The following is a 26,426-nucleotide window of genomic DNA, read 5'->3' on the forward strand; positions in this document are numbered from 1 at the left end:
ATAGATGAGTAGAAAAGAAGAAATGGAGATGTTTATGAAGATTACAAACTATGATATTTACAAATTAAGAAAAGCAGGTTTGACCAATCAACAGATTTTAACTGTCCTTGAATACGATGAGACTGTAGATCAGGAGCTCTTGCTAGGTGAGATTGCAGAAATATCTGGGTGTCGTAATCCTGCAGTCTTTATGGAACGCTATTTCCAGATAGATGATGCACAGTTGGAGAAGGAGTTTCAGAAATTTCCATCCTTTTCTATTCTTGATGACTGTTATCCTTGGGATCTGAGTGAGATTTATGATGCTCCAGTGCTCTTGTTTTACAAAGGGAATCTGGACTTATTGAAATTTCCCAAGGTTGCTGTTGTGGGGAGTCGTTCTTGTTCGAGCCAAGGAGCTAAGTCAGTCCAGAAAATTATCCAAGGTTTAGAAAACGAGTTAATCGTGGTCAGTGGTTTAGCCAAAGGGATTGATACAGCTGCCCATATGGCTGCACTCCAGAATGGAGGAAGAACAATTGCTGTCATTGGAACAGGATTGGATGTTTTCTATCCCCGAGCCAATAAACGTTTGCAGGAACACATTGGTAATCACCATTTGGTACTTAGCGAGTACGGACCTGGTGAGGAACCCTTGAAATTTCACTTTCCAGCTCGTAATCGCATCATTGCTGGCCTTTGCCGTGGTGTGATCGTTGCAGAGGCAAGGATGCGTTCTGGTAGTCTTATTACCTGTGAGCGAGCTATGGAAGAAGGACGCGATGTTTTTGCTATTCCAGGAAACATTTTAGATGGCCATTCAGATGGCTGTCACCACCTGATTCAAGAGGGAGCAAAGCTGATTAGTAGCGGTCAAGATGTGCTGGCTGAGTTTGAATTTTAAGGAGAAATTTGTTCCCTCAGATAAACTTTTCTTCTATATATAGGACTTAGGTCTTGACAGCTATAGAAAAATGGTTTACACTTTATAAAGTTTATTACTTTGAAAAGGTGTGATAGTGTGGCTACGGCAACAAAGAAGAAAAAATCAACAGTTAAGAAAAATCTAGTCATCGTAGAGTCGCCTGCCAAGGCGAAAACGATTGAGAAATATCTAGGCAGAAATTACAAAGTTTTAGCCAGTGTCGGGCATATCCGTGATTTGAAAAAATCCAGCATGTCGGTCGATATTGAAAATAACTATGAACCTCAGTATATCAATATCCGTGGGAAAGGCCCTCTCATTAATGACTTGAAAAAAGAAGCTAAAAAGGCCAATAAAGTCTTTCTTGCAAGTGACCCGGACCGTGAAGGAGAAGCGATTTCCTGGCATTTGGCTCATATTCTCGATTTGGATGAAAATGATGCCAACCGTGTGGTCTTTAATGAAATCACCAAAGACGCAGTCAAAAATGCCTTTAAAGAGCCTCGCAAGATTGACATGGACTTGGTCGATGCCCAACAGGCTCGTCGTGTCTTAGACCGCTTGGTGGGGTATTCAATTTCGCCAATTTTGTGGAAAAAGGTCAAGAAGGGCTTATCAGCAGGACGCGTGCAGTCAGTTGCCCTTAAGCTCATCATTGACCGTGAAAATGAAATCAATGCCTTTCAACCAGAAGAATACTGGACAATTGATGGTGTTTTTAAGAAGGGAACCAAACAATTTCAGGCTTCTTTCTATGGTATGAATGGCAAAAAGATGAAATTGACCACCAACGAAGAAGTCAAAGAAGTCTTGTCCCATTTGACTAGCAAAGATTTCATAGTAGACCAGGTAGATAAGAAAGAACGCAAACGCAATGCGCCCCTACCTTATACTACTTCAACCATGCAGATGGATGCGGCTAACAAAATTAATTTCCGTACTCGAAAGACCATGATGGTGGCCCAACAGCTCTATGAAGGGATCAATATCGGATCAGGTGTGCAAGGTTTGATTACCTATATGCGTACAGACTCGACTCGTATCAGTCCTCTGGCTCAAAATGAAGCCGCAAGCTACATTAACGACCGTTTTGGTAGCAAGTATTCCAAGCATGGTAGCAAGGTCAAGAATGCCTCAGGTGCTCAGGATGCCCACGAAGCCATTCGTCCATCTAGTGTCTTTAACACACCTGAAAGCATCGCTAAGTACTTGGACAAAGACCAGCTTAAGCTCTATACCCTTATCTGGAACCGTTTTGTGGCTAGCCAGATGACAGCAGCTATCTTTGATACCATGGCTGTCAAACTCTCTCAAAATGGAGTCCAATTCGCGGCGAATGGAAGCCAAGTTAAGTTTGATGGTTATCTTGCTATCTACAATGACTCTGACAAGAACAAGATGTTGCCAGATATGGCTGTTGGAGATGTGGTCAAGCAGGTCAATAGCAAGCCAGAACAACATTTCACTCAACCACCTGCTCGCTATTCGGAAGCGACTCTTATCAAGACCTTGGAAGAAAATGGGGTTGGACGTCCGTCAACTTACGCTCCGACCATTGAAACCATCCAAAAACGTTACTACGTTCGTCTAGCAGCAAAACGTTTTGAACCAACAGAGTTGGGTGAAATTGTTAATAAACTCATTGTTGAATATTTCCCAGATATCGTAAATGTGACCTTCACAGCTGAAATGGAAGGAAAACTGGATGATGTCGAAGTTGGTAAAGAGCAGTGGCAACGGCTCATTGACGCCTTTTACAAACCATTCTCTAAAGAAGTAGCCAAGGCTGAATCCGAAATGGAAAAAATCCAGATCAAGGATGAGCCAGCTGGATTTGACTGTGAAGTTTGTGGCAGTCCAATGGTAATTAAGCTAGGACGTTTTGGTAAATTCTATGCTTGTAGCAACTTCCCAGACTGCCGTCATACACAAGCGATTGTTAAGGAGATTGGTGTCGAGTGTCCAAGCTGTCATCAAGGACAAATCATTGAACGCAAAACCAAGCGCAATCGTATCTTCTATGGTTGCAATCGCTATCCAGAATGTGAGTTTACTTCCTGGGACAAACCAATTGGCCGTGACTGTCCAAAATGCGGACACTTCCTAGTGGAGAAAAAAGTCCGTGGTGGTGGTAAGCAGGTTGTATGTAGTAATGGCGACTACGAAGAAGAGAAAATTAAATAAAATGCAGAGTCCTGAAAATGAATTTCAGGCTCTTTTTACTTGAAGCTTGACAAATTTCCTCACTTTGTGGGAAACTAGTAGAAGATTATTTCAATTAGGAGAAGACATGCGTATTATTTACCTAAGTATTGGTTTTATTTCTTTAGCCTTGGCTCTTGTTGGGGTTGTCTTGCCCCTCTTGCCAACAACGCCCTTCCTTTTGCTATCAATTGCTTGCTTTTCCAAGTCTTCAAAGAGATTTGAAGACTGGCTTTATCATACAAAGCTTTATCAGACTTATGTAGCGGACTTTCGGGAAACCAAGTCAATCGCGCGTGAACGAAAGAAAAAAATTATCGTATCTATCTATATCTTGATGGGGATTTCTATTTATTTTGCCCCTCTTTTACCAGTCAAAATCGGTCTGGGAGCCCTGACTATCTTTATTACCTACTATCTCTTTAAAGTCATTCCTGACAAAGAATAGAAAAAATAGTAGTTATTTGCCTTGATAAAAATGAAAGCATATTTAAAATAATATGATATAATAAATTTAAAGAAAACATCAAGGAGAATCAAATGATTTACGAATTTTGTGCTGAAAATGTGACCTTGCTTGAAAAAGCGATGCAGGCTGGAGCTCGTCGAATCGAACTTTGTGACAATCTAGCAGTGGGTGGAACAACACCTAGCTATGGAGTGACCAAGGCGGCGGTTGAACTGGCAGCTAACTACGACACCACCATCATGACCATGATTCGTCCCCGTGGTGGCGATTTTGTCTATACTGATCTTGAAATAGCGATCATGCTGGAAGACATTCGTTTGACTGCTCAGGCTGGAAGTCAAGGGGTGGTATTTGGGACATTAACTGCTGATAAGAAGTTGGATAAGACTAATCTTGAGAAGCTGATTGCCGCATCTAAAGGAATGGAAATTGTCTTTCACATGGCCTTTGATGAATTGAGTGATGAAGACCAGTTGGAAGCCATTGACTGGCTAAGCCAAGCTGGTGTCACCCGTATCCTAACTCGTGCTGGTGTGTCTGGAGACTCGCTAGAGAAACGTTTCGCTCATTATCACAGAATTTTGGAACATGCTAAAGGTAAAATTGAAATTCTACCAGGTGGGGGGATTGACTTGGACAACCGTCAAACCTTTATTGACCAGTTGGGCGTGACACAATTGCATGGAACTAAGGTTGTCTTTTAAAAAATAGAAAGGAACTGCTAGCTTTTGGTAGCAGTTTTCACTTATGTTTGAAATTTTTAAATCCTACCAGTTTAATAAAGAAAAAGCTCATGCCTATGGTTTTGTAGAAATGGGGGAAGTTTGGACCTATAGTTGCCAGATTTTGCAAGGTGACTTTTCCATGACAGTCTCTATCACTCCTGATAATGTGAGTTTTCAGGTTTTTGATCAGGAAACGGGTGACCTCTATCCTCAAGTACATATGGAAAGTATGACAGGAAGCTTTGTTGCAAGTGTCCGTGAGGCTTGTTTGGAGATTCTCTACCAGATTCGGAAGGCTTGCTTTGATGTGCAGGATTTTATCTGTCCTCAGACTAAGCGTATCATGGCTCAAGTTCAGGAGAAATATGGTAATCAGTTGGAGTATCTGTGGGAAAAGTCGCCTGATACAGCTGTATTGCGCCATGAAGACAATCAAAAGTGGTATGCTGTTGTGATGAGAATCCCATGGGATAAGCTGGAAAAGGGCAGAGAAGGACTAGTCGAAGCAGTCAACCTCAAACACGACCAAGTATCTAATTTGCTTTCAAAAAAAGGCATTTATCCAGCCTTTCATATGAACAAACGCTACTGGCTTAGTCTGGCGCTTGATGATAGTTTGCAAGATGAAGAAGTGATAGAACTCATCGAAAGAAGTTGGAATTTGACTGTGAAAAAATAAGGAAAGTTAGTTGAGTTTTCAAATACTTTCAATTAGCAAAATATTCTTTACTGAAGAAATTTTCAGAAAATAATGGATTTTTTCTTGACAAGTGTTTTTCGCTATGCTAAAATACTAAACAAGATATCAAACGAAGGAAAAAGTCAAACATGAAAACAGCTAAGTTTAATCAATTTGCTTTGTTGTTGAGGTACTCGGGCTAGTGCAAAAGCATTAGTCCTGTTTGGCTTACCAAGCGGGAGTAAATCAACATCTCGCTTGGGCTTCTAAGCGAGATGTTTTTTTAAAACCACATTTGGAAAAGGGGAAATCTTATGCGTAAAGTTGAATTTTTTGATACAAGCCTTCGTGATGGGGAACAAACACCTGGTGTTAACTTCTCAATAAAGGAAAAAGTTTCCATTGCAAGGCAGCTGGAGAAATGGGGAATTTCTGTAATTGAAGCTGGTTTTCCGGCTGCTAGTCCTGATTCATTTATAGCCGTTCAAGAAATTGCTAAAGCCATGAAAAAAACAGCAGTGACAGGATTAGCTCGTTCTGTAAAATCTGATATTGATGCTTGTTATGAGGCTCTTAAGGATGCCAAGCATCCACAAATTCATGTCTTTATCGCTACCAGTCCGATTCACCGCAAGTATAAGCTCAATAAGAGCAAGGAAGAGATTTTAGAAGCTATCAAGGAACATGTTTCTTACGCACGTTCTAAGTTTGAAATCGTCGAATTCTCTCCTGAAGATGCGACTAGAACAGAGTTGGATTTCCTCTTGCAAGTCGTTCAAACAGCGGTCGATGCAGGTGCATCTTATATCAATATCCCTGACACAGTTGGCTTTACGACTCCAGAAGAGTTTGCACGTATCTTTGACCACTTGACTGAAAATATTAAATCAGATCATAAAGTTGTCTTTGGTGTCCACTGTCACGATGATCTCGGTATGGCAACTGCAAATACTTTGACAGCAATTAAACACGGTGCTGGACGTGTCCAGGGAACTATTAATGGTATCGGTGAACGCGCAGGTAATGTTGCTCTTGAAGAAGTAGCTGTTGCTTTGAAGATTCGTGAGGATTTCTTCCAAGCCACTAGTGATATTGTTTTGGATGAAACAATGAATACGTCTGAAATGGTTTCTCGCTTCTCTGGTATTCCAGTTCCTAAAAACAAGGCTGTGGTTGGTGGTAATGCCTTCTCCCACGAGTCTGGTATTCACCAAGATGGAGTCCTTAAAAATCCTCTCACTTATGAGATCATCACACCTGAATTGGTTGGTGTTAAGAGTAATAGTCTTCCGCTTGGAAAATTGTCAGGTCGCCATGCCTTTGTTGAAAAACTAAGAGAACTGGCCCTAGATTTTACAGAAGAGGATATCAAACCACTCTTTGCTAAGTTCAAGGCACTAGCGGACAAGAAACAAGAAATCACAGATGCAGATATTCGAGCTCTGGTCGCTGGCACCATGGTTGAAAACCCAGAAGGCTTCCACTTTGATGATTTACAACTTCAAACCCATGCAGATAATGACATTGAAGCGCTTGTTAGCCTAGCAAATATGGATGGTGAGAAAGTCGAATTCAATGCAACAGGTCAAGGTTCCGTTGAAGCAATATTTAACGCTATCGATAAGTTCTTTAACCAATCTGTCCGCTTGGTGTCCTATACTATTGATGCGGTAACAGATGGTATCGATGCCCAAGCTCGTGTCTTGGTTACTGTTGAAAACAGAGATACAGAAACCATATTTAACGCAGCAGGTCTTGATTTCGATGTATTGAAGGCTTCGGCTATTGCCTATATCAATGCCAATACCTTTGTTCAAAAAGAGAATACTGGAGAGATAGGTCCAAATGTTTCCTATCGCGACATGCCTAGTCTTTAAAGGAGTAAGCTATGACAAAAAAAATTGTTGCCCTAGCAGGTGATGGGATTGGACCAGAAATCATGGAAGCTGGTTTAGAGGTTCTAGCAGCTATAGCCAAAAAAACAGACTTTGACTTTGAGATAGTCAGACAACCTTTTGGCGGTGCAGGAATTGATGCTACGGGGCATCCCTTTCCTGATGAAACCCTCAAGGCATGTAGAGAAGCAGACGCTATCCTCCTTGCTGCAATAGGTAGTCCTCAGTATGATAATGCTACAGTTCGACCCGAACAAGGGCTTTTGGCACTCCGCAAGGAACTTAATCTTTATGCCAATATTCGTCCGGTTAAAATTTTTGATAGTCTTAAGCACTTATCGCCTCTCAAACCAGAACGAATTGCTGGTGTTGACTTTGTTGTAGTACGTGAGTTGACAGGTGGGATTTACTTTGGTGATCATATCCTTGAAGAGCGAAAAGCGCGTGATATCAATGACTATAGCTATGAGGAAGTGGAGCGGATTATTCGTAAGGCTTTTGAAATCGCAAGAAGTCGGAGAAAAATCCTTACCAGTATTGATAAGCAAAATGTTTTGGCAACATCAAAACTTTGGCGAAGAGTGGCTGAGGAAGTCGCAAAAGATTATCCCGATGTAACCTTGGAGCACCAGCTAGTCGACTCAGTTGCCATGCTCATGATTACCAATCCAGCCAAGTTTGATGTTATCGTGACAGAGAATCTTTTCGGAGATATCCTCTCGGATGAGTCAAGTGTTCTATCTGGTACACTTGGGGTTATGCCATCAGCCAGTCACTCTGATAATGGGCCAAGCCTCTATGAACCCATTCATGGTTCAGCGCCTGATATCGCAGGCCTAGGAATCGCCAACCCTATTTCTATGATTTTATCAGTTGCTATGATGTTGCGAGATAGTTTTGGACGATATGAGGATGCGGAGCGTATCGAGCATGCAGTGGAAGCCAGTTTGGCAGCAGGCATTTTAACAAGAGATATAGGAGGTCAGGCTTCGACCAAGGAAATGACGGAAGCTATTATTGAAAGATTATGAAGATAAATGAAGGAATAACGCTTGCCCTCTTGATTTGGAATTTGCTGGTTTTCTTGATTTATGGCATTGACAAATCCAAGGCAAGACGAGGTGCTTGGCGCATCCCAGAGAAAATCTTACTCCTTTTAGCCCTTACTTGTGGTGGTTTTGGTGCCTGGTTGGCAGGAATCAGATTTCACCACAAGACTAGAAAATGGTACTTTAAAACGGTTTGGTTTCTCGGGATGGTAACCACACTAGTAGTCTTATATTTTATTTGGAGGTAATGGATGGCAGGAAAATCAATTTTTGATAAATTATGGGACCGCCATGTCATCACAGGAGAAGAGGGGCAGCCCCAACTCATGTATGTGGACCAGCACTATATTCATGAAGTGACTAGTCCCCAAGCTTTTCAAGGATTACGAGATGCAAGTCGCAGATTGAGACGGCCAGACTTGACATTTGGAACTTTTGATCATAATGTTCCGACCGTCAATATTTACGATATTCGAGATGTGATTTCTAAGGCTCAAATTGATAAGCTTGCTGAAAATGTTGAGGAGTTTGGGATTGAACATGCGGCCCACGGTTCTGAAAAGCAGGGGATTGTTCACATGGTAGGTCCAGAAACAGGACGGACGCAACCAGGAAAATTCATCGTCTGTGGAGACAGCCATACGGCTACTCACGGAGCTTTCGGAGCCATCGCCTTTGGGATTGGGACCAGTGAAGTCGAGCATGTCTTCGCTACCCAGACCCTCTGGCAAGTCAAACCCAAGAAAATGTTGGTAGAATTCACTGGTGTTCCTCAAAAAGGAGTTTATTCTAAGGATTACATTCTCGCCTTGATTGCCAAGTACGGCGTTGCTTGTGGTGTAGGATATGTGGTGGAATATCGTGGGCAAGCAATTGATGCACTGACCATGGAAGAGAGAATGACCATCTGCAATATGTCCATCGAGTTTGGCTCTAAGATGGGCATCATGAATCCAGATCAGTCTACCTATGATTATCTCAAGGGACGGGAATGTGTTCCAGAAGCTTTCGAAGAGGCAGTTGCTGACTGGAAGACGCTTGTCAGTGATAGTGATGCTGTTTATGATAAGGTTATCCAGATGGATGTCTCTGACTTGGCACCTATGGTGACCTGGGGAACCAATCCTGCTATGGGCGTTGACTTTGACAGTAGTTTTCCAGAAATTAAGGATATGAATGATGAACGAGCTTATCATTACATGAACTTGGAGCCTGGTCAAAAGCCGGCAGATATTGAACTAGGATATATTTTTATCGGGTCTTGTACCAATGCTCGGCTAAGTGACTTGCAACTGGCTGCTCGATTTGTCAAAGGAAAGAAAATAGCTCCCAATCTAACAGCAATTGTAGTTCCAGGCTCTCGTCCTGTCAAACGAGCTGCTGAGAAGTTGGGCTTGGACAAGGTCTTCCTAGATGCTGGTTTTGAGTGGAGAGACCCGGGTTGCTCCATGTGTCTAGGGATGAATCCAGACAAGGTACCCGATGGTGTCCACTGTGCTTCAACCAGTAACCGCAACTTTGAAGACAGACAGGGATTTGGTGCTAAGACCCATCTCTGCAGTCCAGCCATGGCAGCGGCGGCAGCTATTGCAGGGCGTTTCGTAGATGTTCGGCAGATGCCAGAAGCCCAGTAAGGAGAGGATATGGAGAAATTTACAGTTTATACGGGAACAACCGTTCCTCTTATGAATGATAACATTGATACCGACCAAATCCTTCCCAAGCAGTTTCTCAAGTTAATTGATAAAAAAGGCTTTGGTAAGTACCTCATGTATGCTTGGCGTTATCTGGACGATAACTACACTGAGGATCCAGACTTTGTCTTTAACCGACCTGAATATCGAAAAGCTAGTATTCTTATCTCAGGGGATAACTTTGGCGCAGGTTCTTCGAGAGAACACGCAGCTTGGGCTCTAGCCGACTATGGTTTTAAGGTCGTGATTGCAGGCTCTTTCGGTGACATTCATTACAATAATGAACTCAATAATGGCATGTTGCCTATTGTTCAGCCTAGGGAGGTTAGAGAAAAGCTAGCCCAACTCAAACCGACCGACCAGGTAACTGTAGACTTGGAACAACAAAAAATCATCTCACCAGTTGGAGAATTCACTTTCGAAATTGATAGTGAGTGGAAACACAAGCTTTTAAATGGTTTGGATGATATCGGTATTACTTTGCAGTATGAAGATTTGATTGCTGCCTATGAAAAACAACGCCCAGCCTACTGGCAGGATTAGAAAAAAATAGAAAAGGAACTATAGAACTATGACAAAACACATTCAATGGAACGGAACACTTTCACAAGAAGGCTATGACATTTTAAAAGGTGAGGGAGGGTGCATTGTATGCCCTACAAAAGTTGGTTACATTATCATGACTAGCGATAAGGCAGGACTTGAACGCAAGTTTGAAGCTAAAGAACGTAACCGTAACAAGCCAGGTGTTGTACTTTGTGGTAGCATGGACGAGCTTCGCGCTTTAGCACAACTCAATCCAGAAATTGAAGCCTTCTATCAAAAACATTGGGACGAAGATATTCTCCTTGGCTGTATCCTTCCTTGGAAACCAGAAGCTTTTGAAAAACTCAAAGCATACGGTGATGGCCGAGAAGAACTTATGACAGACGTTCGTGGTACTAGCTGTTTTGTCATCAAGTTTGGTAAAGCTGGTGAACAGTTGGCTGCTAAACTTTGGGAAGAAGGTAAAATGGTCTATGCCTCATCTGCAAACCCATCTGGAAAAGGAAACCGTGGTAAGGTGGAAGGGATCGGAGAACGTATCGAAGGAGCAGTGGACCTTGTCATCGAAGCAGACGACTACGTTGCATCAATCCAACCTGACAAAACGATTGAAACGCGCTACGAGCAAGGTGTGATGGTGTCTATGGTTGATAAAGACGGCAAACTAATCCCAGAACAAGGAGGAGCACGTTCAACTTCACCAGCGCCAGTTGTGATCCGCAAAGGGCTTGACATTGATAAAATCATGATGCATTTATCAGATACCTTTAACTCATGGGACTACCGTCAGGGTGAGTATTACTAAGATTGAAGAAGAGGAGAGATTAGATTCTCTCCTCTTTCACTCCCCTTTTTTAAGTAAAAACCGAACATTCTTGTTTCATAATTGAAATTATTTGACAAAAGCTGTACTTTGGTTTATAATAAGTCAAGGAAACGTCGGAAAAGGCGTAGAGATGCGCAAGCATAGGTAGGTCATTTCAAAAGAAACGAGACATCGATATGTTAAATGAATTTCCAATTTTTGATTACGAAGATATTCAGTTGATCCCAAACAAATGTGTGATTAAAAGCCGTGCAGAAGCAGATACGAGTGTCACACTTGGAAATCACACTTTCAAACTACCTGTTGTACCAGCCAATATGCAGACGATTTTGGATGAGGATGTTGCAGAGCAATTGGCTAAAGGCGGATACTTCTACATTATGCACCGTTTTTATGAAGCGGGGCGCATTCCTTTTATCAAGCGCATGCACGATCAAGGGCTCATTGCTTCCATTTCAGTCGGTGTCAAGGATTACGAGTATGATTTCGTTAGCCAACTCAAGGCTGATGCTCCGGAATATATTACGATTGACATTGCTCACGGTCATGCGGATAGCGTGATTTCTATGATTCAACACATCAAGAAAGAATTGCCAGATACTTTTGTCATTGCTGGCAATGTGGGGACACCAGAAGCTGTGCGTGAACTGGAAAATGCTGGTGCGGATGCTACCAAGGTCGGAATCGGTCCTGGTAAGGTTTGTATTACCAAGGTCAAGACAGGTTTTGGTACAGGTGGCTGGCAGTTGGCTGCCCTACGTTGGTGTGCCAAGGCTGCGCGTAAACCGATCATCGCTGATGGTGGGATTCGTACTCATGGTGATATTGCCAAGTCTATCCGTTTCGGTGCCAGCATGGTCATGATTGGTTCCCTTTTTGCAGGACATATCGAAAGCCCAGGAAAGACGATTGAAGTCGATGGCGAACAGTTCAAAGAATACTATGGTTCAGCTTCTCAATATCAAAAAGGAGCCTATAAAAATGTGGAAGGTAAGCGCATCTTACTGCCTGCTAAAGGGCATTTGCAAGACACCCTTACTGAGATGGAGCAGGACTTGCAAAGTGCTATTTCCTACGCAGGTGGACGCAAGGTTGCGGACCTCAAACACGTTGATTATGTGATCGTGAAAAACTCTATCTGGAACGGGGATGCATCCCACTAATGGACGCTTAGTCCACCCATAAAAAACTTGTTATTAGAGCAAATTTCTGTTATAATAAGACAAGTTTCCACCCTTAGTGTAATGGATATCACGTAAGATTCCGGTTCTTGAGATGGGGGTTCGATTCCCTCAGGGTGGATGTAAAAAGTCTAAGAAAGCCTTACATAAGGCTTTTTTCTTTATCACGCCCCAAGTTTTCCCCTAAAAATAAAAAGTTTGTTCTAAAAAATGTTCAAATCCCCTTCACTCCCGTTTTAAAGTGACTCAGGGGGCTTTTTTTGTTATAATAAAAGAGACTGTTATCAGTTAGAAAGAGGTTGGTATGAAAGAATTACAAACTGTACTAAAGAAGCGTTTTGCAATCGAATTTGCAGACAAAAACTTACTGGAAACGGCCTTTACTCATACGAGTTATGCCAATGAGCACCGCCTCTTAAAAATTTCACACAATGAGCGCTTGGAATTTTTAGGAGACGCTGTTCTGCAATTATTGATTTCAGAATATCTTTATAAAAAATATCCTAAGAAACCAGAGGGAGATTTGTCTAAACTCCGTGCTATGATTGTCCGTGAGGAGAGTTTGGCTGGTTTTGCGCGTGATTGCCAGTTTGATCAGTTTATCAAGCTAGGAAAAGGGGAAGAAAAGTCTGGTGGGCGCAATCGTGACACTATTCTTGGAGATGCTTTTGAAGCCTTTCTGGGTGCTTTGCTTTTAGACAAGGATGTTGCTAGAGTAAAAGAGTTTATCTATCAGGTCATGATTCCCAAGGTTGAAGCAGGTGACTTTGAAATGATTAAGGATTACAAGACACATCTGCAAGAGTTGCTCCAGGTCAATGGAGATGTAGATATTCGCTACCAGGTTATCTCTGAGACAGGGCCTGCTCATGATAAGGTTTTTGATGTAGAAGTTCTTGTTGAGGGCAAGAGTATCGGAAAAGGTCAAGGCCGTTCTAAAAAATTGGCAGAACAAGAGGCCGCCAAAAATGCAGTTGAGAAAGGGCTGGATTCATGTATTTAAAGGAGATTGAGATTCAGGGATTCAAGTCCTTTGCTGACAAGACCAAGGTCGTTTTTGACCAAGGTGTGACAGCTGTCGTTGGGCCAAATGGTTCTGGGAAGTCAAATATCACAGAAAGTCTGCGATGGGCCTTGGGTGAGTCTAGTGTCAAGAGCCTTCGTGGAGGCAAGATGCCCGACGTTATCTTTGCTGGAACTGAAAGCCGCAAACCACTCAATTATGCCTCTGTTGTCGTGACTTTGGACAATGAAGATGGCTTTATCAAGGATGCGGGGCAAGTCATTAAGGTAGAGCGTCATATTTACCGTAGTGGAGATAGCGAGTATCGAATTGATGGCAAGAAAGTTCGCTTGCGTGATATTCATGACCTCTTCTTGGATACAGGTTTGGGGCGGGATTCCTTTTCCATCATTTCCCAAGGGAAGGTTGAGGAGATTTTTAATTCCAAGTCAGAGGAACGCCGTGCTATTTTTGAAGAAGCTGCTGGAGTTTTAAAATACAAGACTCGTCGAAAAGAAACAGAAAGCAAACTGCAACAAACTCAAGACAATCTCGACCGCTTAGAAGACATTATCTACGAGTTGGACAATCAAATCAAGCCCCTTGCAAAACAAGCCGAGAATGCTCGTAAGTTTCTAGACTTGGATGGTCAACGTAAGGCGATTTACTTGGATGTACTGGCTGCCCAAATCAAGGAAAACAAGACTGAACTAGAGTTAACAGAAGAAGAGCTAACGCAGGTTCAGGAACTTTTGACTAGCTATTACCAAAAGCGTGAAGAGTTAGAAGAGGAAAATCAAAGCCTTAAAAAGAAACGTCAGGATCTCCAAGCTGAAATGGCCAAGGATCAAGGAAGTTTGATGGATTTGACTAGTTTGATCAGTGACTTAGAGCGAAAACTAGCCCTGTCTAAACTGGAATCTGAGCAAGTAGCCCTCAATCAACAAGAGGCACAAACGCGTTTGGCGACTTTGGAAGATAAGAGAAAGGTTTTAAGTAAGGAAAAGGCTGAAAAAGAAGCGAACTTGGAACAGTTAGAGAAAAGTCTAGCTGAAAACAACAAGGAACTCAATCGCCTAGAAGCAGAGTTGTTGGCATTTTCAGATGATCCTGACCAAATGATCGAGCTCTTGCGTGAACGTTTTGTGGCGCTTTTACAAGAAGAAGCGGATGTCTCAAACCAACTGACCCGCATCGAGAATGAACTAGAGAACAGCCGTCAACTCTCTCAAAAACAAGCAGATCAACTTGAGAAACTGAAAGAACAATTGGCTACAGCTAAAGAGAAAGCAAGTCAGCAAAAGACTGAGCTTGAAACTGCTAAGGAGCAGGTTCAGAAATTATTGGCAGACTACCAAGCTAGTTCCAAGGAACAAGAGGAGCAGAAAGTTTCTTACCAAGCCCAGCAGAGCCAACTCTTTGATCGTCTAGACAGTCTCAAAAACAAGCAGGCTAGAGCCCAGAGTTTAGAAAACATCCTAAGAAATCATAGTAATTTTTATGCGGGTGTTAAGAGTGTTCTTCAAGAAAAAGCCCGTCTTGGTGGGATCATTGGTGCAGTCAGTGAACATTTGACCTTTGATGTGCATTATCAAACTGCCCTAGAGATTGCGCTTGGAGCTAGCAGTCAGCATATCATCGTAGAAGATGAAAACGCGGCAACCAAGGCGATTGATTTCCTAAAACGTAACAGAGCTGGTCGTGCAACCTTTCTTCCATTGACGACGATCAAGGCTCGTACCATTTCTAGTCAGAATCAAGATGCTATCGCAGCAAGTCCAGGATTTCTGGGAATGGCAGATGAGTTGGTGTCGTTTGATAAGAGACTAGAAGCCATTTTCAAGAATTTGCTAGCTACCACGGCTATCTTTGATACTGTAGAACATGCGCGTGCAGCTGCTCGTCAAGTTCGTTATCAGGTTCGCATGGTGACACTGGATGGGACAGAGTTGCGTACAGGTGGTTCCTACGCGGGTGGTGCCAATCGTCAAAACAATAGTATTTTCATCAAGCCAGAGCTGGAACAATTACAAAAAGAAATTGCTGAAGAAGAAGCTGACTTGCGGTCAGAAGAAGCGAGTTTGAAGACCTTGCAAGATGAGATGGCGGTATTGGCAGAAAGATTAGAAGCTATCAAATCTCAAGGTGAGCAAGCTCGTATTCAGGAGCAAGGTTTGTATCTTGCTTATCAACAAACCAATCAGCAAGTGGAAGAGTTAGAAACTCTTTGGAAACTTCAAGAAGAGGAATTAAATCGCCTTACTGAAGGAGATTGGCAAGCGGATAAGGAAAAATGCCAAGAGCGCCTTGCTACTATCGCCAGTGAAAAGCAAAATCTGGAAGCTGAGATTGAAGAGATTAAGTCTAACAAAAACGCTATTCAAGAACGCTATCAAAACTTGCAGGAACAGATTTCTCAAGCACGCTTGCTTAAGTCAGAACTGCAAGGACAAAAGCGGTACGAAGCGACTGATATTGAACGCTTAGGCAAGGAACTGGATAATCTGGATATCGAGCAAGAGGAGATTCAGCGTCTCCTCCAAGAAAAGGTTGATAATCTTGAGAAGGTTGATACGGATTTGTTAAGTCAGCAGGTGGAAGAGGCCAAAACTCAGAAAACAAACCTCCAACAAGGTTTGATTCGCAAGCAGTTTGAGTTGGATGATATCGAAGGTCAGGTGGATGATATTGCTAGCCATTTGGATCAAGCTCGTCATCAAAATGAAGAGTGGATTCGCAAACAAACACGTGCTGAAGCCAAGAAAGAAAAGGTCAGCGAACGCTTGCGCTATCTACAAGCTCAATTAACAGACCAGTACCAGATCAGCTACACTGAGGCTCTAGAAAAAGCACGTGAGTTGGAAAATCTCAATCTGGCAGAGCAAGAAGTTAAAGATCTTGAGAAGGCTATTCGCTCGCTGGGTCCTGTCAACTTGGATGCTATTGAACAGTACGAAGAAGTCCACAATCGTTTGAATTTCCTAAATAGCCAACGAGATGATATTTTGTCTGCGAAAAACCTGCTCCTTGAGACCATCACAGAGATGAATGATGAGGTTAAGGAACGCTTTAAATCAACCTTTGAGGCGATTCGTGAGTCCTTTAAAGTGACCTTTAGACAGATGTTTGGTGGGGGTCAGGCAGACTTGATATTAACTGAGGGCGATCTTTTAACAGCTGGTGTGGAGATTTCTGTTCAACCTCCAGGTAAGAAAATCCAATCTCTCAACCTCATGAGTGGTGGTGAAAAAGCCCTATCAGCTCTGGCTCTTCTCTTCTCAATTATACGAGTTAAGACAATTCCTTTCGTCATCTTGGACGAGGTAGAGGCGGCGCTGGATGAAGCCAATGTTAAACGCTTTGGGGACTATCTCAACCGCTTTGACAAGGATAGTCAGTTTATCGTCGTAACCCACCGTAAGGGGACGATGGCGGCGGCGGACTCTATCTATGGAGTTACCATGCAAGAATCAGGTGTTTCTAAGATTGTTTCGGTTAAATTAAAAGATTTAGAAGAAACAATAGACTAGTTATTAAATGATAGCATCTCTTAGGAGGTGCTATTTTTTAAAACTCATAGCTTGAATTGTCTATCAAGGTCAGTTCAGGCGCAAAAAACGACATTTGGGATTTCCTCTTAGCGAAAAGACTTTCTCTATGATATAATAGTTTCATGATTACAACAGTACCTATTAAGAACGAAAAAGATATTGCAGTACCAGGTAATACAGTCCTTGTACTAGGTTATTTTGATGGCATCCACAAGGGACATCAGAAACTTTTTGAAGTGGCCAGTAAGGCTTCTATGAAGGATTATCTGCCAGTTGTCGTGATGACCTTTACAGAGTCGCCAAAACTTGCCTTGCAACCTTACCAACCTGAGCTTATGCTCCATATCGTCAATCACGAGGAACGGGAGCACAAGATGAAGTGGCATGGGGTAGAGGCTCTTTTCTTACTTGACTTTAGTAGCAAATTTGCTAGTTTAACGGGTCAAGAATTCTTTGATACCTATGTTCGAGCTTTAAAACCAGCGATTATTGTAGCAGGATTTGACTATACTTTTGGCTCAGATAAGAAAACTGCGGATGACCTGAAGGATTATTTTGATGGAGAGATCATCATTGTTCCTCCAGTTGAGGATGAAAAGGGCAAGATTAGTTCTACACGGATTCGTCAGGCAATTCTTGATGGAGATGTAAAGGAAGTCAATCAACTGCTCGGCACACCGCTCCCAACCCGTGGGATGGTCGTTCACGGAAATGCTCGTGGGCGTACTATCGGTTATCCAACAGCCAATCTAGTCCTAAGAGACCGAACTTACATGCCAGCTGACGGTGTTTACGTAGTCGATGTGGAAGTGCAACGTCAAAGATATCGTGGCATGGCGAGCGTTGGTAAAAATGTTACCTTTGATGGAGAAGAACCACGCTTTGAAGTCAATATTTTCGATTTTTCAGATGATATTTACGGTGAGACCGTCATGGTCTACTGGCTGGACCGTGTTCGCGATATGGTCAAATTTGACTCCGTAGAGGAACTGGTAGACCAACTCCAGAAAGACGAAGAGATTGCTCGGAACTGGAAGGATGGAGATTCGGTCATTCAAGGGGCTGAGGTATAGAAAACGTCTGAAAATCTACTAGAAGGATTAGTTTTTTTCTAGTAGTTTTGAAAGTTTGATATAACGCACTTTTAGTCCTCTTAGTTACCTATTTTAGCAACTATTTATGTCCAAATTATAGACGAGGCTTTATTATGCAAACGCAAGAAGAAATGAATGTTCTGGTACCGGAAAAATTAGCAGAAATCGAGCGTGATTACGGAGTCACAGTTTTGTGGGCTATCGAGTCTGGTAGTCGTGCCTGGGGTTTTGAGTCTCCTGATAGTGACTTTGATGTACGGTTTATCTACAAACACAAGCAAGATTTTTATCTCCGTTTGAATGAACAGCGTGATGTTATCGAGCTACCAATTGACGATACTTGGGATGTGAGTGGTTGGGATTTAGACAAGACTTTAAAACTCCTTTATAAGTCAAATCCTACACTGTTTGAATGGTTACAGTCACCAATTATCTATCAACAAACGGATTTTATTGAGCGCATACGCCCACTTGCCAACCAGTATTTTTCTGAGAAGAAAATGCTCCACCATTACTTGAACACTGCTAGAACTCAAATGAATAAGTATCTTTCAGGAGACAAGGTCAAACCTAAAAAGTATTTCTATGCGCTGCGTCCTATTTTGGCCTGTCGTTGGATTGAAAAATACCATTCTGTTCCTCCAATTTTATTTGACGATTTGGTCAAAGAATTGCTTCCTGATGAGATGAAAGAGCATGTATCAAGATTGCTAGACATTAAGATAAATGGGCCTGAAGGTATGGAAATTGATCCGATAATGCCAATTCAAGATTATATTTTAGCTAACATCCAAGAGTTGGATGCATACGTTCAAAGTGTTAGTGAGGAAAAGAAAGACTGGAAAGCTCTAAATCAATTTTTTCTTGAAGAATTAGGCCGCGACTGAGGTTTTTTATGGGTAAATGGACATGTAAATGTGGGCAAGAAATGAATGACCACCGAGCGCCCGATCCAAATGCTTATTCAGTTTATTCGGATGAGTTGTTTGAAGAAATCATAAATAAAGCTGACGACCATAATAAAATTTCTTATGATGACATTTCTGAAGCGTCATTTTATATGTGGAAGTGCCCTGAGTGTGGCAGTTTCATGGTTTTCGGCGAAGACGGGGATGGAGATCACTTTACTTTTTATGAGCGCCAAGAAGTAGAAAAGGTAGAGCCTCTCTTTGATCCAGATCAAGAGTTAAATCTTGTTGTAGTTGAGTTTCAGGAAGGAGGGAATGGTTATACTTATATTTGTGATGACCCAAATATCCATATAGGACACGCTGTTATTGTCCCAGTCGGGAAGGAAAATACTGAAAAAAATGCTTTAGTTGTACAGAAGTATCATGCCCTACCAAAGGATATCACTTTTCCTGTTGAAAAGTTAAAACGTGTCATTCGTAGGTATTCACATTTTGACCCACACACTTCGAAAAACGTTTGTAGAAATATAATAAAGCTAGGAAGAATTCTTGATGCTTGCTCCCAAAACGCTAACCCCAACTCTCAGCAAACATATTATAGTATCAAAACTCCTTTAGGATATTTCTGGTTAGAATTAAATGGAGTTCCAATTCCAATGAAAATCACACAGATTCAAGTCAGCGATAAAAAGTACCAAGTTGATAGCGCCCTTTATATAAAACCTTCAGAGATTAACTGTAGAAGATTCTATGAACTGGAATTATGTGCAGATTTTGATATTGATGCTTCTAGATGGATTGATGTTCTCTCTGATGAAAACGTTTGGGGAAATACTTGGGAACTAAATGGTCTTCAATTTGGTATTACTGCAGGGGAGTCTCCAGAATTTGAAGACGAAGTTGTAGCGAGAAAGTATAGTCGTGTCCCACTTTATTATGACTGGCACCCTGAATTTGAAGATTATTATGGTTTCAGTTTAGCTTGGAAAAAATACGAGTCTGATAGCGATTTGTCAATAGATTTCTATACAACATAAGATGCAGGAGAAAATGTATGAATCAAACATGGGATTTATTGTTTGAGGGCAAGATTAATGAGGCTAAAAAGTTAGTTGAAGCTGATTTTTTATTGGAAACTTGCACAGATTTTAGTTTGTTAAATTTGATGGGGTATATTTATCTCGAAGAGCAAAAATACAACGAGTGCTTAAGTATCTATCAGCGTTACATTGACTTAGCACGAACTAAAAGTGACCCAGAAAATGAACATATAGGCTATCATCAGTTAGCCATGGTTTATCGTGAAATGAATGAATTTCAAACGGCCCTTTTCTATATCGAAAGAGAGCAAAAAGTCATTGAAGAAGCTTTTACAGAGGATACCCTCAAATCTTCTGTTAACAATTATGAGCAAGGTTATTTACGATTAAAGCTAGGAAAAGTAGCAGAAGCATTCATGTATATGGAACAGTCCTTAAAACAAGCTTTGCAAACAGATGATTTAATTGCCCAAGCTTGTGCCTATAGAGGTTTAGGAGAGATTGGTTCGATACAAAATCCTGAAGAATCACATGAAAATTTTTTACAAGCTATCGCTATTTTTGAAAAGGCAGGCGATCAGATTGGTGCTCAAGAGGTTAGAAAATTGCTAAATAATAAAAAGTAGCCTTTGCAGGCTACTTTTTATTAAAATACACGATAGACATAAGGATTTTCTGGTTTGTCTACTTTTGTGAAACTCTCAACTTCCAGTGTTGGGAGTTTTTGTTTGAGTTCTTTATGGTAGTGGAGGGTCAGGGTTCCTCTGGCGGTAATCCAGGTATTGTCAGGATACTGGCGTGAGTTCCCCTTGGTCAAGAGTCCATATACACCAGAGTCTGCGATACAGTGGATAATCCCAAAGCGGAAGAGGAACTGGCTATCTGGATGGCTAGGATCGTTATAAACAAAGCCTGTAAACTCGATTTTCTTTCCTTCAAACTCTTGAGGGTAGTCATAGAGAACTTCCATGAACTCCATATAGTTTTCATCAGTGACTTGAATGGCTGGCTGGGAGATGTATTTGTCAGCTGTAGTCCTCATTTCCTTTTCATAAGCAGACTTGGAAAAATAGGTACTGGTATCGGGTTTGAGGTATTGACTGGATGTTCCTTCGCTTGCCTGAATGGCTGTGTTGTTTCCCTCAGCAAGTGGGAAATGATAGCCTTTGGCAGATACGGTTCTCGAGTCCAAACTTACTGTCGGAAAGGCAACTCCAATCAAGAGAGGTAGTGACAGTAACAGGATGCTGATTTGTCTAGCTCGACGACTTTCCATATGGCTGTGAGAGTTGATTTTCTTAATCCAGATGTAGAATTGGACCAGAGCCAACAGAAGGGAAAGGATCATGGAGATATAGACTAGATAGGAATAGTGGAGGTTGATGTAGTGACTGAGCTTTCCAGATAGCTTGAGGTAAAGGGTCAGAGAAAAATAGCCCAGTAGAATGAAAAATCGAATCATAGCATCACCCCTATCATGTAAGAATAAAGCAAGACAAGCAGAGCCACGATGCCCATGAATTGCCAGATGAAGTTGGTCTTGAGATAGTGTTTCATCATGAGGAGATTTTTGATATCAAGCATGGGGCCAATGACTAGAAAAGCAAGGACTGGTGCTAGGCCAAAGCTCGAGAGGAGAGAAGCACCGATAAAGGCGTCCGCCTCGCTACAAAGAGAGAGGAGAAAGGCAAGAAACATGAGCAAGAGAATCGCAAGGAATGGACTAGCGCTGATAGAGGTCAAGATCCGAGTCGGGACATAGACCTGCACGATAGCCGCAAAGAGACAGCCAAAGACCAAGTAACGCCCCATATCGAAAAACTCATCAATAGCTTGTATGAAGACCTGAAATACTTTTCTAGCGGGACCCAAGTGTGAAAAGTCATGTTCATGGCAAGCGATAGGATTCTCTTTTTGAATGGGTTCCTTCCAGAAAAATCCTAGGAAAATCCCAAGAACCAAAGCAATCATAATAGCTCCCAGCGCTCGCAAGAAGGCAAGTTTTATTGAATTGCCAAAGGCAGAATATGTAGCGAAAAGAACGATAGGATTGATAATTGGAGCAGTCACCAGAAAAGGAACGGCCGTGTAGCTGGGCACTTTCTTTTCCAAAAAACGATTGATAATTGGAACGATTCCACACTCACAGGATGGAAAGAGAAAGCCAATGAAGGTACCAAAAAAGATCCTCCCCCAACGATTGCGAGGAAGAAACTCATAAACTTTATCAGGAGTGATATAGACCTCAATCAATCCCGAAATGAGACTCCCAATCAAGACAAAAGGAAGGGCTTCAATCATGATGGAGAGAAAAATAGCCCCCGCTTGTAATACGCTAGGAGGAAGAGATTGGAAAATAGTCATCTATTTTTTCTTCTCAACTTTTTCTTTTTTGTCTTTGTCATCTGGGAAAGTGACCTGTGTTAAGTCAGGAAGTTTGGCGAATTCTTCAAACATCTTGTCCAAATCATCCGTTTTTGTAAATTTAACAGCCATGGGCCCACCTCTTTTCTACATACTACCTCTATTATACTATTATTTTCTGGAAAAGGGATTATTTTGATAATCAAAGAGGTAAAAAAGGGTAGGACGAAACAAGGGCTGTTCCTTATGGTATAATAGATTTATGGATAAAAAATATGAAAAAATCTCCCAAGACTTGGGTGTAACCTTAAAGCAAATCGATACCGTTCTGAGTTTGACAGCTGAAGGGGCGACGATTCCCTTCATCGCACGTTACCGCAAGGACATGACTGGTAGTCTGGATGAGGTGGCGATTAAGGCTATTATTGACCTGGATAAAAGTCTGACAAATCTCAACGACCGTAAAGAAGCTGTCTTGGCTAAGATTCAAGAACAAGGAAAGCTGACAAAGGAATTGGAAGAAGTTATCTTAGCTGCCGAAAAACTAGCAGACGTAGAAGAACTCTACCTTCCATACAAGGAAAAGCGACGGACCAAGGCAACTATTGCCCGTGAAGCTGGACTCTTTCCTCTCGCACGCTTGATTTTGCAGAATGTAGCTGACTTAGAGAAAGAGGCTGAGAAGTTTGTCTGTGAAGGATTTGCGACTGGTCAAGAAGCTTTGGCTGGTGCAGTTGATATCTTGGTAGAAGCCCTATCTGAAGATGTCAATCTACGTGCTATGACCTATCAGGAAGTGCTGAGACACTCTAAAATCACTTCGCAAGTCAAAGATGAAAGTCTTGATGAAAAACAAGTTTTTCAGATTTATTACGAATTCTCAGAGACTGTTGGCAACATGCAGGGCTATCGTACCTTGGCCCTCAATCGCGGGGAGAAACTTGGTGTCTTGAAGGTCGGTTTTGAACATGCGACGGACCGTATTCTTGCCTTCTTTGCTGCTCGTTTCAAAGTCAAAAATGCCTATATAGATGAAGTTGTCCAACAGTCAGTTAAGAAAAAGGTCTTACCTGCTATCGAACGACGCATTCGGACAGAATTAACTGAGAAAGCAGAAGAAGGAGCTATCCAACTCTTTTCAGACAACCTGCGTAATCTCCTCTTGGTTGCTCCACTGAAAGGGCGCGTGGTTTTAGGATTTGACCCTGCCTTTCGTACAGGTGCCAAGCTTGCTGTCGTAGATGCAACAGGAAAAATGCTGACGACTCAAGTCATTTATCCAGTAAAACCAGCATCAGCTCGTCAAATTGAAGAAGCCAAGAAAGATTTGTCGGACTTGATTGGTCAATACGGTGTGGAAATTATTGCTATCGGAAATGGAACGGCCAGCCGGGAAAGCGAAGCCTTTGTGGCGGAAGTTCTGAAAGATTTTCCAGAAGTGAGCTATGTTATCGTCAATGAAAGTGGTGCTTCTGTCTACTCTGCCAGTGAACTTGCTCGTCAGGAGTTTCCAGAATTAACTGTTGAAAAACGCTCTGCTATTTCTATCGCTCGTCGTTTGCAAGATCCGCTTGCCGAATTGGTCAAAATTGATCCCAAGTCAATCGGTGTCGGGCAATACCAGCACGATGTCAGTCAGAAGAAACTGTCTGAAAGTCTGGACTTTGTCGTTGATACGGTGGTTAACCAGGTCGGTGTCAATGTCAATACAGCCAGCCCAGCACTTCTCTCCCATGTAGCTGGACTCAATAAAACTATCTCTGAAAATATCGTTAAATACCGTGAAGAAGAAGGAAAAATCACTTCACGCTCTCAAATTAAGAAAGTTCCTCGTCTCGGTGCCAAAGCCTTTGAGCAAGCTGCTGGTTTCCTCCGTATTCCTGAAAGTAGCAATATCCTTGATAATACAGGAGTTCATCCAGAGAACTATGCTGCCGTCAAAGAGCTTTTCAAACGCTTGGATATCAAAGACTTGAATGAAGAGGCACAAAGTAAGCTTAAGTCCCTTTCAGTTAAGGAGATGGCACAGGAACTGAATCTCGGCCCAGAAACCCTTAAAGATATCATTGCCGACCTTCTTAAACCAGGTCGAGATTTCCGGGACTCCTTTGATGCACCTGTGCTTCGCCAAGATGTCTTGGATATCAAGGATTTAAAAGTCGGCCAGAAGCTGGAAGGTGTGGTGCGTAATGTCGTTGATTTCGGTGCCTTCGTTGATATTGGGATTCACGAGGATGGCTTGATTCATATTTCCCACATGAGTCGCAAATTTATCAAACATCCCAGCCAAGTGGTTTCAGTCGGAGATTTGGTAACGGTTTGGGTTAAGAAAATCGATACCGAACGTGAAAAAGTCAATCTGTCGCTCCTTGCTCCAGATGAATCTAACTGAGTACGTTCAGTCTGTTTCACTCGAAGACTTTGGTAGACCTTTCACGCACCAAGCTCAGTGGAATTCTCGTCTGCGAACGACAGGCGGGCGATTTTTCCCTAAAGATGGGCATTTGGATTTTAATCCCAAGGTCTATAATGAACTTGGTTTGAAGGTTTTTCGAAAAATCGTACGCCATGAACTCTGTCACTATCACCTTTATTTTCAGAAAAAAGGATATCGACATAAGGACCGAGATTTTAAGGAACTTTTGAAAGAAGTGGATGGACTACGCTTTGTTCCCCCTTTGAGAGCCCAAAGTAATTTCCTAGTTTATCAGTGTCAATCCTGCCAGCAACGCTATCAACGAAAGAGGAAGATTGATACCAAGTGCTATCGCTGTGGCGTCTGCCGTGGTAAACTCGTCATCCTAAATCGGCCTAAGGACTGATGTTTGTGCCCCCGTTTCATGATATACTACTTGTAAGAATACCGAAAGAGGAACAAATCATGAATACAAAATTTTATAAAATGAAACGAAATAGTATGGTATCGGGAGTTTTAGCTGGTTTATCAGACAAGTGGAATTTTGATGTAACTCTAGTCCGCTTTCTCTTTGCCATTTTTACCATATCAAATTTTGGGATTGGTGTGATTATCTACATCATCCTCGCCTCTATTCTGCCAACTAAGGAAGAGATTGAAGCAGAAATGTACGGAACAGGACCACGCAAACGTAAGGATGCTGAGGCCATTTATGACAATGATGGACGGTTTTGGTGAGTCGGATTTGGAAATAGTTTATAGATGATTTCCTTGTTTCTTGAAGAAATTAGAAAAAGTAGTGAATCCTAACCCTTGCATCCGCAAGGGTTTTCTTCTTGCCTTTCTTTTATGGTAAAATATTGATAGCGAAATTGCTTGATATTCCTCAATCTTACAAAAATGTAAGATTAAAGTCTCTTTTGTAAGGTTAGGTTATGGCATGCCTCCTTCTTTTGCGATAAACTAGACTCATAAAGAACAAAGGAGTAAAACCATGAAAAGAATTTTACAAAAGAAAACAAGAAAACCAAGTCAAAAAGATATCGAGCGTGTTCAACTGGGATGCGCTATGATGCAAGCACAGTTTCAAATGATGGGATATTAAGAAGGAGAAAATCATGACACTTTTAGATGTAAAACACGTTCAAAAAATCTACAAAACACGTTTTCAAGGAAACCAAGTCGAAGCACTCAAAGATATTCACTTTACCGTAGAAAAGGGTGACTACGTTGCCATCATGGGTGAGTCCGGTTCAGGAAAGTCAACCCTGCTCAACATCCTAGCTATGCTGGATAAACCAACTCGAGGCCAGGTTTACCTGAATGGAACCGACACAGCCACTATTAAGAATTCACAGGCTTCGAGTTTCCGTCGTGAGAAGTTGGGATTTGTCTTCCAAGATTTTAACTTGCTAGATACCTTGTCTGTTAAGGACAATATCTTACTTCCGTTAGTGTTATCACGAAAACCTATTACGGAGATGATGAAAAAATTGGTGGTGACTGCTGAGAATCTAGGTATCAACCAATTGCAAGAGAAGTACCCTTACGAGATCTCAGGCGGTCAAAAGCAGCGGGTAGCAGTAGCACGCGCCATCATCACAGAACCTGAAATTCTTCTTGCGGATGAGCCAACTGGAGCCCTTGATTCCAAGTCATCTGCAGCCTTACTCGATGTATTTGATGAAATCAATGAACGCGGTCAAACCATTCTCATGGTAACCCACTCAACGGCAGCAGCAAGTAGGGCCAAGCGTGTTCTCTTTATCAAGGACGGCATTCTTTACAACCAAATCTACCGTGGAGACAAGACAGAGCGTCAGATGTTCCAAGAAATCTCTGATACTTTGACTGTTATGGCAAGCGAGGTGAATTAG

Annotated in this window: 25 protein-coding genes and 1 tRNA gene; 23 read left to right on the plus strand and 3 right to left on the minus strand. The window is 42.0% G+C overall.

Annotated features, from left to right (window positions below):
- The first annotated feature begins 34 nt into the window (after positions 1–34).
- The 19 genes from dprA (at position 35) to A6J84_RS02650 (ending at position 20,395) form a co-directional block, all read left to right on the plus strand.
- On the plus strand, positions 35–883 hold the full coding sequence (gene dprA / locus A6J84_RS02560) for a DNA-processing protein DprA (protein ID WP_084859836.1): 849 nt from the start codon (positions 35–37) through the stop codon (positions 881–883).
- Between the two features lie 117 nt (positions 884–1,000).
- On the plus strand, positions 1,001–3,088 hold the full coding sequence (topA, locus tag A6J84_RS02565) for a type I DNA topoisomerase (protein ID WP_095725971.1): 2,088 nt from the start codon (positions 1,001–1,003) through the stop codon (positions 3,086–3,088).
- Positions 3,089–3,194: 106 nt separating this feature from the next.
- Entirely contained in the window at positions 3,195–3,554 is a 360-nt protein-coding gene (locus A6J84_RS02570; RefSeq protein WP_001220359.1) for a YbaN family protein, read from the plus strand.
- A gap of 92 nt (positions 3,555–3,646) precedes the next feature.
- Positions 3,647–4,279, plus strand: coding sequence for a copper homeostasis protein CutC (locus A6J84_RS02575; protein WP_000638805.1), 633 nt, complete (start codon positions 3,647–3,649; stop codon positions 4,277–4,279).
- A gap of 43 nt (positions 4,280–4,322) precedes the next feature.
- The gene (locus tag A6J84_RS02580; protein WP_000461558.1) at positions 4,323–4,979 is read left to right on the plus strand and encodes an MmcQ/YjbR family DNA-binding protein; all 657 of its coding nucleotides are present in this window, start codon (positions 4,323–4,325) and stop codon (positions 4,977–4,979) included.
- 314 nt (positions 4,980–5,293) lie between these two features.
- On the plus strand, positions 5,294–6,856 hold the full coding sequence (locus tag A6J84_RS02585; RefSeq protein WP_095725972.1) for a 2-isopropylmalate synthase: 1,563 nt from the start codon (positions 5,294–5,296) through the stop codon (positions 6,854–6,856).
- An 11-nt stretch (positions 6,857–6,867) separates the two neighbouring features.
- A complete protein-coding gene (leuB, locus tag A6J84_RS02590) occupies positions 6,868–7,905 on the plus strand; it encodes a 3-isopropylmalate dehydrogenase (protein ID WP_095725973.1) in 1,038 nt (345 codons plus the stop codon).
- On the plus strand, positions 7,902–8,171 hold the full coding sequence (locus A6J84_RS02595; RefSeq protein WP_095725974.1) for a DUF1294 domain-containing protein: 270 nt from the start codon (positions 7,902–7,904) through the stop codon (positions 8,169–8,171). The genes leuB and A6J84_RS02595 overlap by 4 nt, the downstream gene beginning before the upstream one ends.
- 3 nt (positions 8,172–8,174) lie before the next feature.
- Positions 8,175–9,557, plus strand: coding sequence for a 3-isopropylmalate dehydratase large subunit (gene leuC / locus A6J84_RS02600; protein ID WP_000907583.1), 1,383 nt, complete (start codon positions 8,175–8,177; stop codon positions 9,555–9,557).
- A gap of 9 nt (positions 9,558–9,566) precedes the next feature.
- Positions 9,567–10,160: a 3-isopropylmalate dehydratase small subunit gene (gene leuD / locus A6J84_RS02605; RefSeq protein ID WP_000410640.1), complete on the plus strand. Its 594-nt coding sequence runs from the start codon at positions 9,567–9,569 to the stop codon at positions 10,158–10,160.
- Between the two features lie 28 nt (positions 10,161–10,188).
- Positions 10,189–10,968 (plus strand): L-threonylcarbamoyladenylate synthase, encoded by a 780-nt coding sequence (locus A6J84_RS02610; RefSeq protein ID WP_000160505.1) that lies wholly within the window; start codon positions 10,189–10,191, stop codon positions 10,966–10,968.
- A gap of 197 nt (positions 10,969–11,165) precedes the next feature.
- Positions 11,166–12,152: a GMP reductase gene (locus A6J84_RS02615; RefSeq protein ID WP_095725975.1), complete on the plus strand. Its 987-nt coding sequence runs from the start codon at positions 11,166–11,168 to the stop codon at positions 12,150–12,152.
- Positions 12,153–12,219: 67 nt separating this feature from the next.
- Positions 12,220–12,291: transfer RNA gene (locus tag A6J84_RS02620), tRNA-Arg, on the plus strand.
- Between the two features lie 183 nt (positions 12,292–12,474).
- The gene (gene rnc, locus A6J84_RS02625; protein ID WP_095725976.1) at positions 12,475–13,173 is read left to right on the plus strand and encodes a ribonuclease III; all 699 of its coding nucleotides are present in this window, start codon (positions 12,475–12,477) and stop codon (positions 13,171–13,173) included.
- Positions 13,164–16,703 (plus strand): chromosome segregation protein SMC, encoded by a 3,540-nt coding sequence (smc, locus tag A6J84_RS02630; protein ID WP_095725977.1) that lies wholly within the window; start codon positions 13,164–13,166, stop codon positions 16,701–16,703. Before rnc ends, smc begins: the two co-directional genes overlap by 10 nt.
- A gap of 143 nt (positions 16,704–16,846) precedes the next feature.
- Positions 16,847–17,797 carry a bifunctional riboflavin kinase/FAD synthetase gene (locus A6J84_RS02635; protein WP_049490690.1) on the plus strand — a complete coding sequence of 317 codons (951 nt, stop codon included), beginning with the start codon at positions 16,847–16,849 and terminating at the stop codon, positions 17,795–17,797.
- Positions 17,798–17,931: 134 nt separating this feature from the next.
- On the plus strand, positions 17,932–18,705 hold the full coding sequence (locus A6J84_RS02640; RefSeq protein ID WP_095725978.1) for a DNA polymerase beta superfamily protein: 774 nt from the start codon (positions 17,932–17,934) through the stop codon (positions 18,703–18,705).
- Between the two features lie 8 nt (positions 18,706–18,713).
- A complete protein-coding gene (locus A6J84_RS02645; protein ID WP_049490689.1) occupies positions 18,714–19,766 on the plus strand; it encodes a hypothetical protein in 1,053 nt (350 codons plus the stop codon).
- A gap of 17 nt (positions 19,767–19,783) precedes the next feature.
- Complete coding sequence (locus A6J84_RS02650; protein ID WP_049490688.1) at positions 19,784–20,395, plus strand: tetratricopeptide repeat protein; 612 nt, start codon at positions 19,784–19,786, stop codon at positions 20,393–20,395.
- A gap of 20 nt (positions 20,396–20,415) precedes the next feature.
- On the opposite strand, the gene A6J84_RS02655 is transcribed toward A6J84_RS02650, so the two are convergent.
- The 3 genes from A6J84_RS02655 to A6J84_RS10285 are packed head-to-tail and all read right to left on the minus strand — an operon-like array spanning position 20,416 to position 22,265.
- The gene (locus A6J84_RS02655) at positions 20,416–21,231 is read right to left on the minus strand and encodes a TIGR03943 family putative permease subunit (RefSeq protein WP_049490687.1); all 816 of its coding nucleotides are present in this window, start codon (positions 21,229–21,231) and stop codon (positions 20,416–20,418) included.
- Positions 21,228–22,133: a permease gene (locus A6J84_RS02660; RefSeq protein ID WP_095725979.1), complete on the minus strand. Its 906-nt coding sequence runs from the start codon at positions 22,131–22,133 to the stop codon at positions 21,228–21,230. The genes A6J84_RS02655 and A6J84_RS02660 overlap by 4 nt, the downstream gene beginning before the upstream one ends.
- Positions 22,134–22,265: an SPJ_0845 family protein gene (locus tag A6J84_RS10285; protein ID WP_000268696.1), complete on the minus strand. Its 132-nt coding sequence runs from the start codon at positions 22,263–22,265 to the stop codon at positions 22,134–22,136.
- Positions 22,266–22,395: 130 nt separating this feature from the next.
- Here A6J84_RS10285 and A6J84_RS02670 point away from each other — a divergent pair, with 130 nt between their 5' ends.
- The 4 genes from A6J84_RS02670 (at position 22,396) to A6J84_RS02685 (ending at position 26,426) form a co-directional block, all read left to right on the plus strand.
- The gene (locus A6J84_RS02670) at positions 22,396–24,525 is read left to right on the plus strand and encodes a Tex family protein (RefSeq protein WP_049490681.1); all 2,130 of its coding nucleotides are present in this window, start codon (positions 22,396–22,398) and stop codon (positions 24,523–24,525) included.
- Positions 24,512–24,955: a SprT family protein gene (locus A6J84_RS02675; protein WP_095725980.1), complete on the plus strand. Its 444-nt coding sequence runs from the start codon at positions 24,512–24,514 to the stop codon at positions 24,953–24,955. Before A6J84_RS02670 ends, A6J84_RS02675 begins: the two co-directional genes overlap by 14 nt.
- Positions 24,956–25,014: 59 nt before the next feature.
- Positions 25,015–25,287, plus strand: coding sequence for a PspC domain-containing protein (locus tag A6J84_RS02680; RefSeq protein WP_001092787.1), 273 nt, complete (start codon positions 25,015–25,017; stop codon positions 25,285–25,287).
- 380 nt (positions 25,288–25,667) lie between these two features.
- A complete protein-coding gene (locus tag A6J84_RS02685) occupies positions 25,668–26,426 on the plus strand; it encodes an ABC transporter ATP-binding protein (RefSeq protein ID WP_000173369.1) in 759 nt (252 codons plus the stop codon).

This window comes from Streptococcus sp. FDAARGOS_256 (assembly GCF_002289235.2).
GTDB lineage: Bacteria > Bacillota > Bacilli > Lactobacillales > Streptococcaceae > Streptococcus.

Excerpts from the sequence above, each read along its gene's own strand:
- dprA (WP_084859836.1), top strand. The coding sequence starts at position 35 with ATGAAGATTACAAACTATGATATTTACAAATTAAGAAAAGCAGGTTTG.
- A6J84_RS02570 (WP_001220359.1), top strand. The coding sequence starts at position 3,195 with ATGCGTATTATTTACCTAAGTATTGGTTTTATTTCTTTAGCCTTGGCT.
- A6J84_RS02575 (WP_000638805.1), top strand. The coding sequence starts at position 3,647 with ATGATTTACGAATTTTGTGCTGAAAATGTGACCTTGCTTGAAAAAGCG.
- A6J84_RS02580 (WP_000461558.1), top strand. The coding sequence starts at position 4,323 with ATGTTTGAAATTTTTAAATCCTACCAGTTTAATAAAGAAAAAGCTCAT.
- A6J84_RS02585 (WP_095725972.1), top strand. The coding sequence starts at position 5,294 with ATGCGTAAAGTTGAATTTTTTGATACAAGCCTTCGTGATGGGGAACAA.
- leuB (WP_095725973.1), top strand. The coding sequence starts at position 6,868 with ATGACAAAAAAAATTGTTGCCCTAGCAGGTGATGGGATTGGACCAGAA.
- A6J84_RS02595 (WP_095725974.1), top strand. The coding sequence starts at position 7,902 with ATGAAGATAAATGAAGGAATAACGCTTGCCCTCTTGATTTGGAATTTG.
- leuC (WP_000907583.1), top strand. The coding sequence starts at position 8,175 with ATGGCAGGAAAATCAATTTTTGATAAATTATGGGACCGCCATGTCATC.
- leuD (WP_000410640.1), top strand. The coding sequence starts at position 9,567 with ATGGAGAAATTTACAGTTTATACGGGAACAACCGTTCCTCTTATGAAT.
- A6J84_RS02610 (WP_000160505.1), top strand. The coding sequence starts at position 10,189 with ATGACAAAACACATTCAATGGAACGGAACACTTTCACAAGAAGGCTAT.
- A6J84_RS02615 (WP_095725975.1), top strand. The coding sequence starts at position 11,166 with ATGTTAAATGAATTTCCAATTTTTGATTACGAAGATATTCAGTTGATC.
- rnc (WP_095725976.1), top strand. The coding sequence starts at position 12,475 with ATGAAAGAATTACAAACTGTACTAAAGAAGCGTTTTGCAATCGAATTT.
- smc (WP_095725977.1), top strand. The coding sequence starts at position 13,164 with ATGTATTTAAAGGAGATTGAGATTCAGGGATTCAAGTCCTTTGCTGAC.
- A6J84_RS02635 (WP_049490690.1), top strand. The coding sequence starts at position 16,847 with ATGATTACAACAGTACCTATTAAGAACGAAAAAGATATTGCAGTACCA.
- A6J84_RS02640 (WP_095725978.1), top strand. The coding sequence starts at position 17,932 with ATGCAAACGCAAGAAGAAATGAATGTTCTGGTACCGGAAAAATTAGCA.
- A6J84_RS02645 (WP_049490689.1), top strand. The coding sequence starts at position 18,714 with ATGGGTAAATGGACATGTAAATGTGGGCAAGAAATGAATGACCACCGA.
- A6J84_RS02650 (WP_049490688.1), top strand. The coding sequence starts at position 19,784 with ATGAATCAAACATGGGATTTATTGTTTGAGGGCAAGATTAATGAGGCT.
- A6J84_RS02655 (WP_049490687.1), bottom strand. The coding sequence starts at position 21,231 with ATGATTCGATTTTTCATTCTACTGGGCTATTTTTCTCTGACCCTTTAC.
- A6J84_RS02660 (WP_095725979.1), bottom strand. The coding sequence starts at position 22,133 with ATGACTATTTTCCAATCTCTTCCTCCTAGCGTATTACAAGCGGGGGCT.
- A6J84_RS10285 (WP_000268696.1), bottom strand. The coding sequence starts at position 22,265 with ATGGCTGTTAAATTTACAAAAACGGATGATTTGGACAAGATGTTTGAA.
- A6J84_RS02670 (WP_049490681.1), top strand. The coding sequence starts at position 22,396 with ATGGATAAAAAATATGAAAAAATCTCCCAAGACTTGGGTGTAACCTTA.
- A6J84_RS02675 (WP_095725980.1), top strand. The coding sequence starts at position 24,512 with ATGAATCTAACTGAGTACGTTCAGTCTGTTTCACTCGAAGACTTTGGT.
- A6J84_RS02680 (WP_001092787.1), top strand. The coding sequence starts at position 25,015 with ATGAATACAAAATTTTATAAAATGAAACGAAATAGTATGGTATCGGGA.
- A6J84_RS02685 (WP_000173369.1), top strand. The coding sequence starts at position 25,668 with ATGACACTTTTAGATGTAAAACACGTTCAAAAAATCTACAAAACACGT.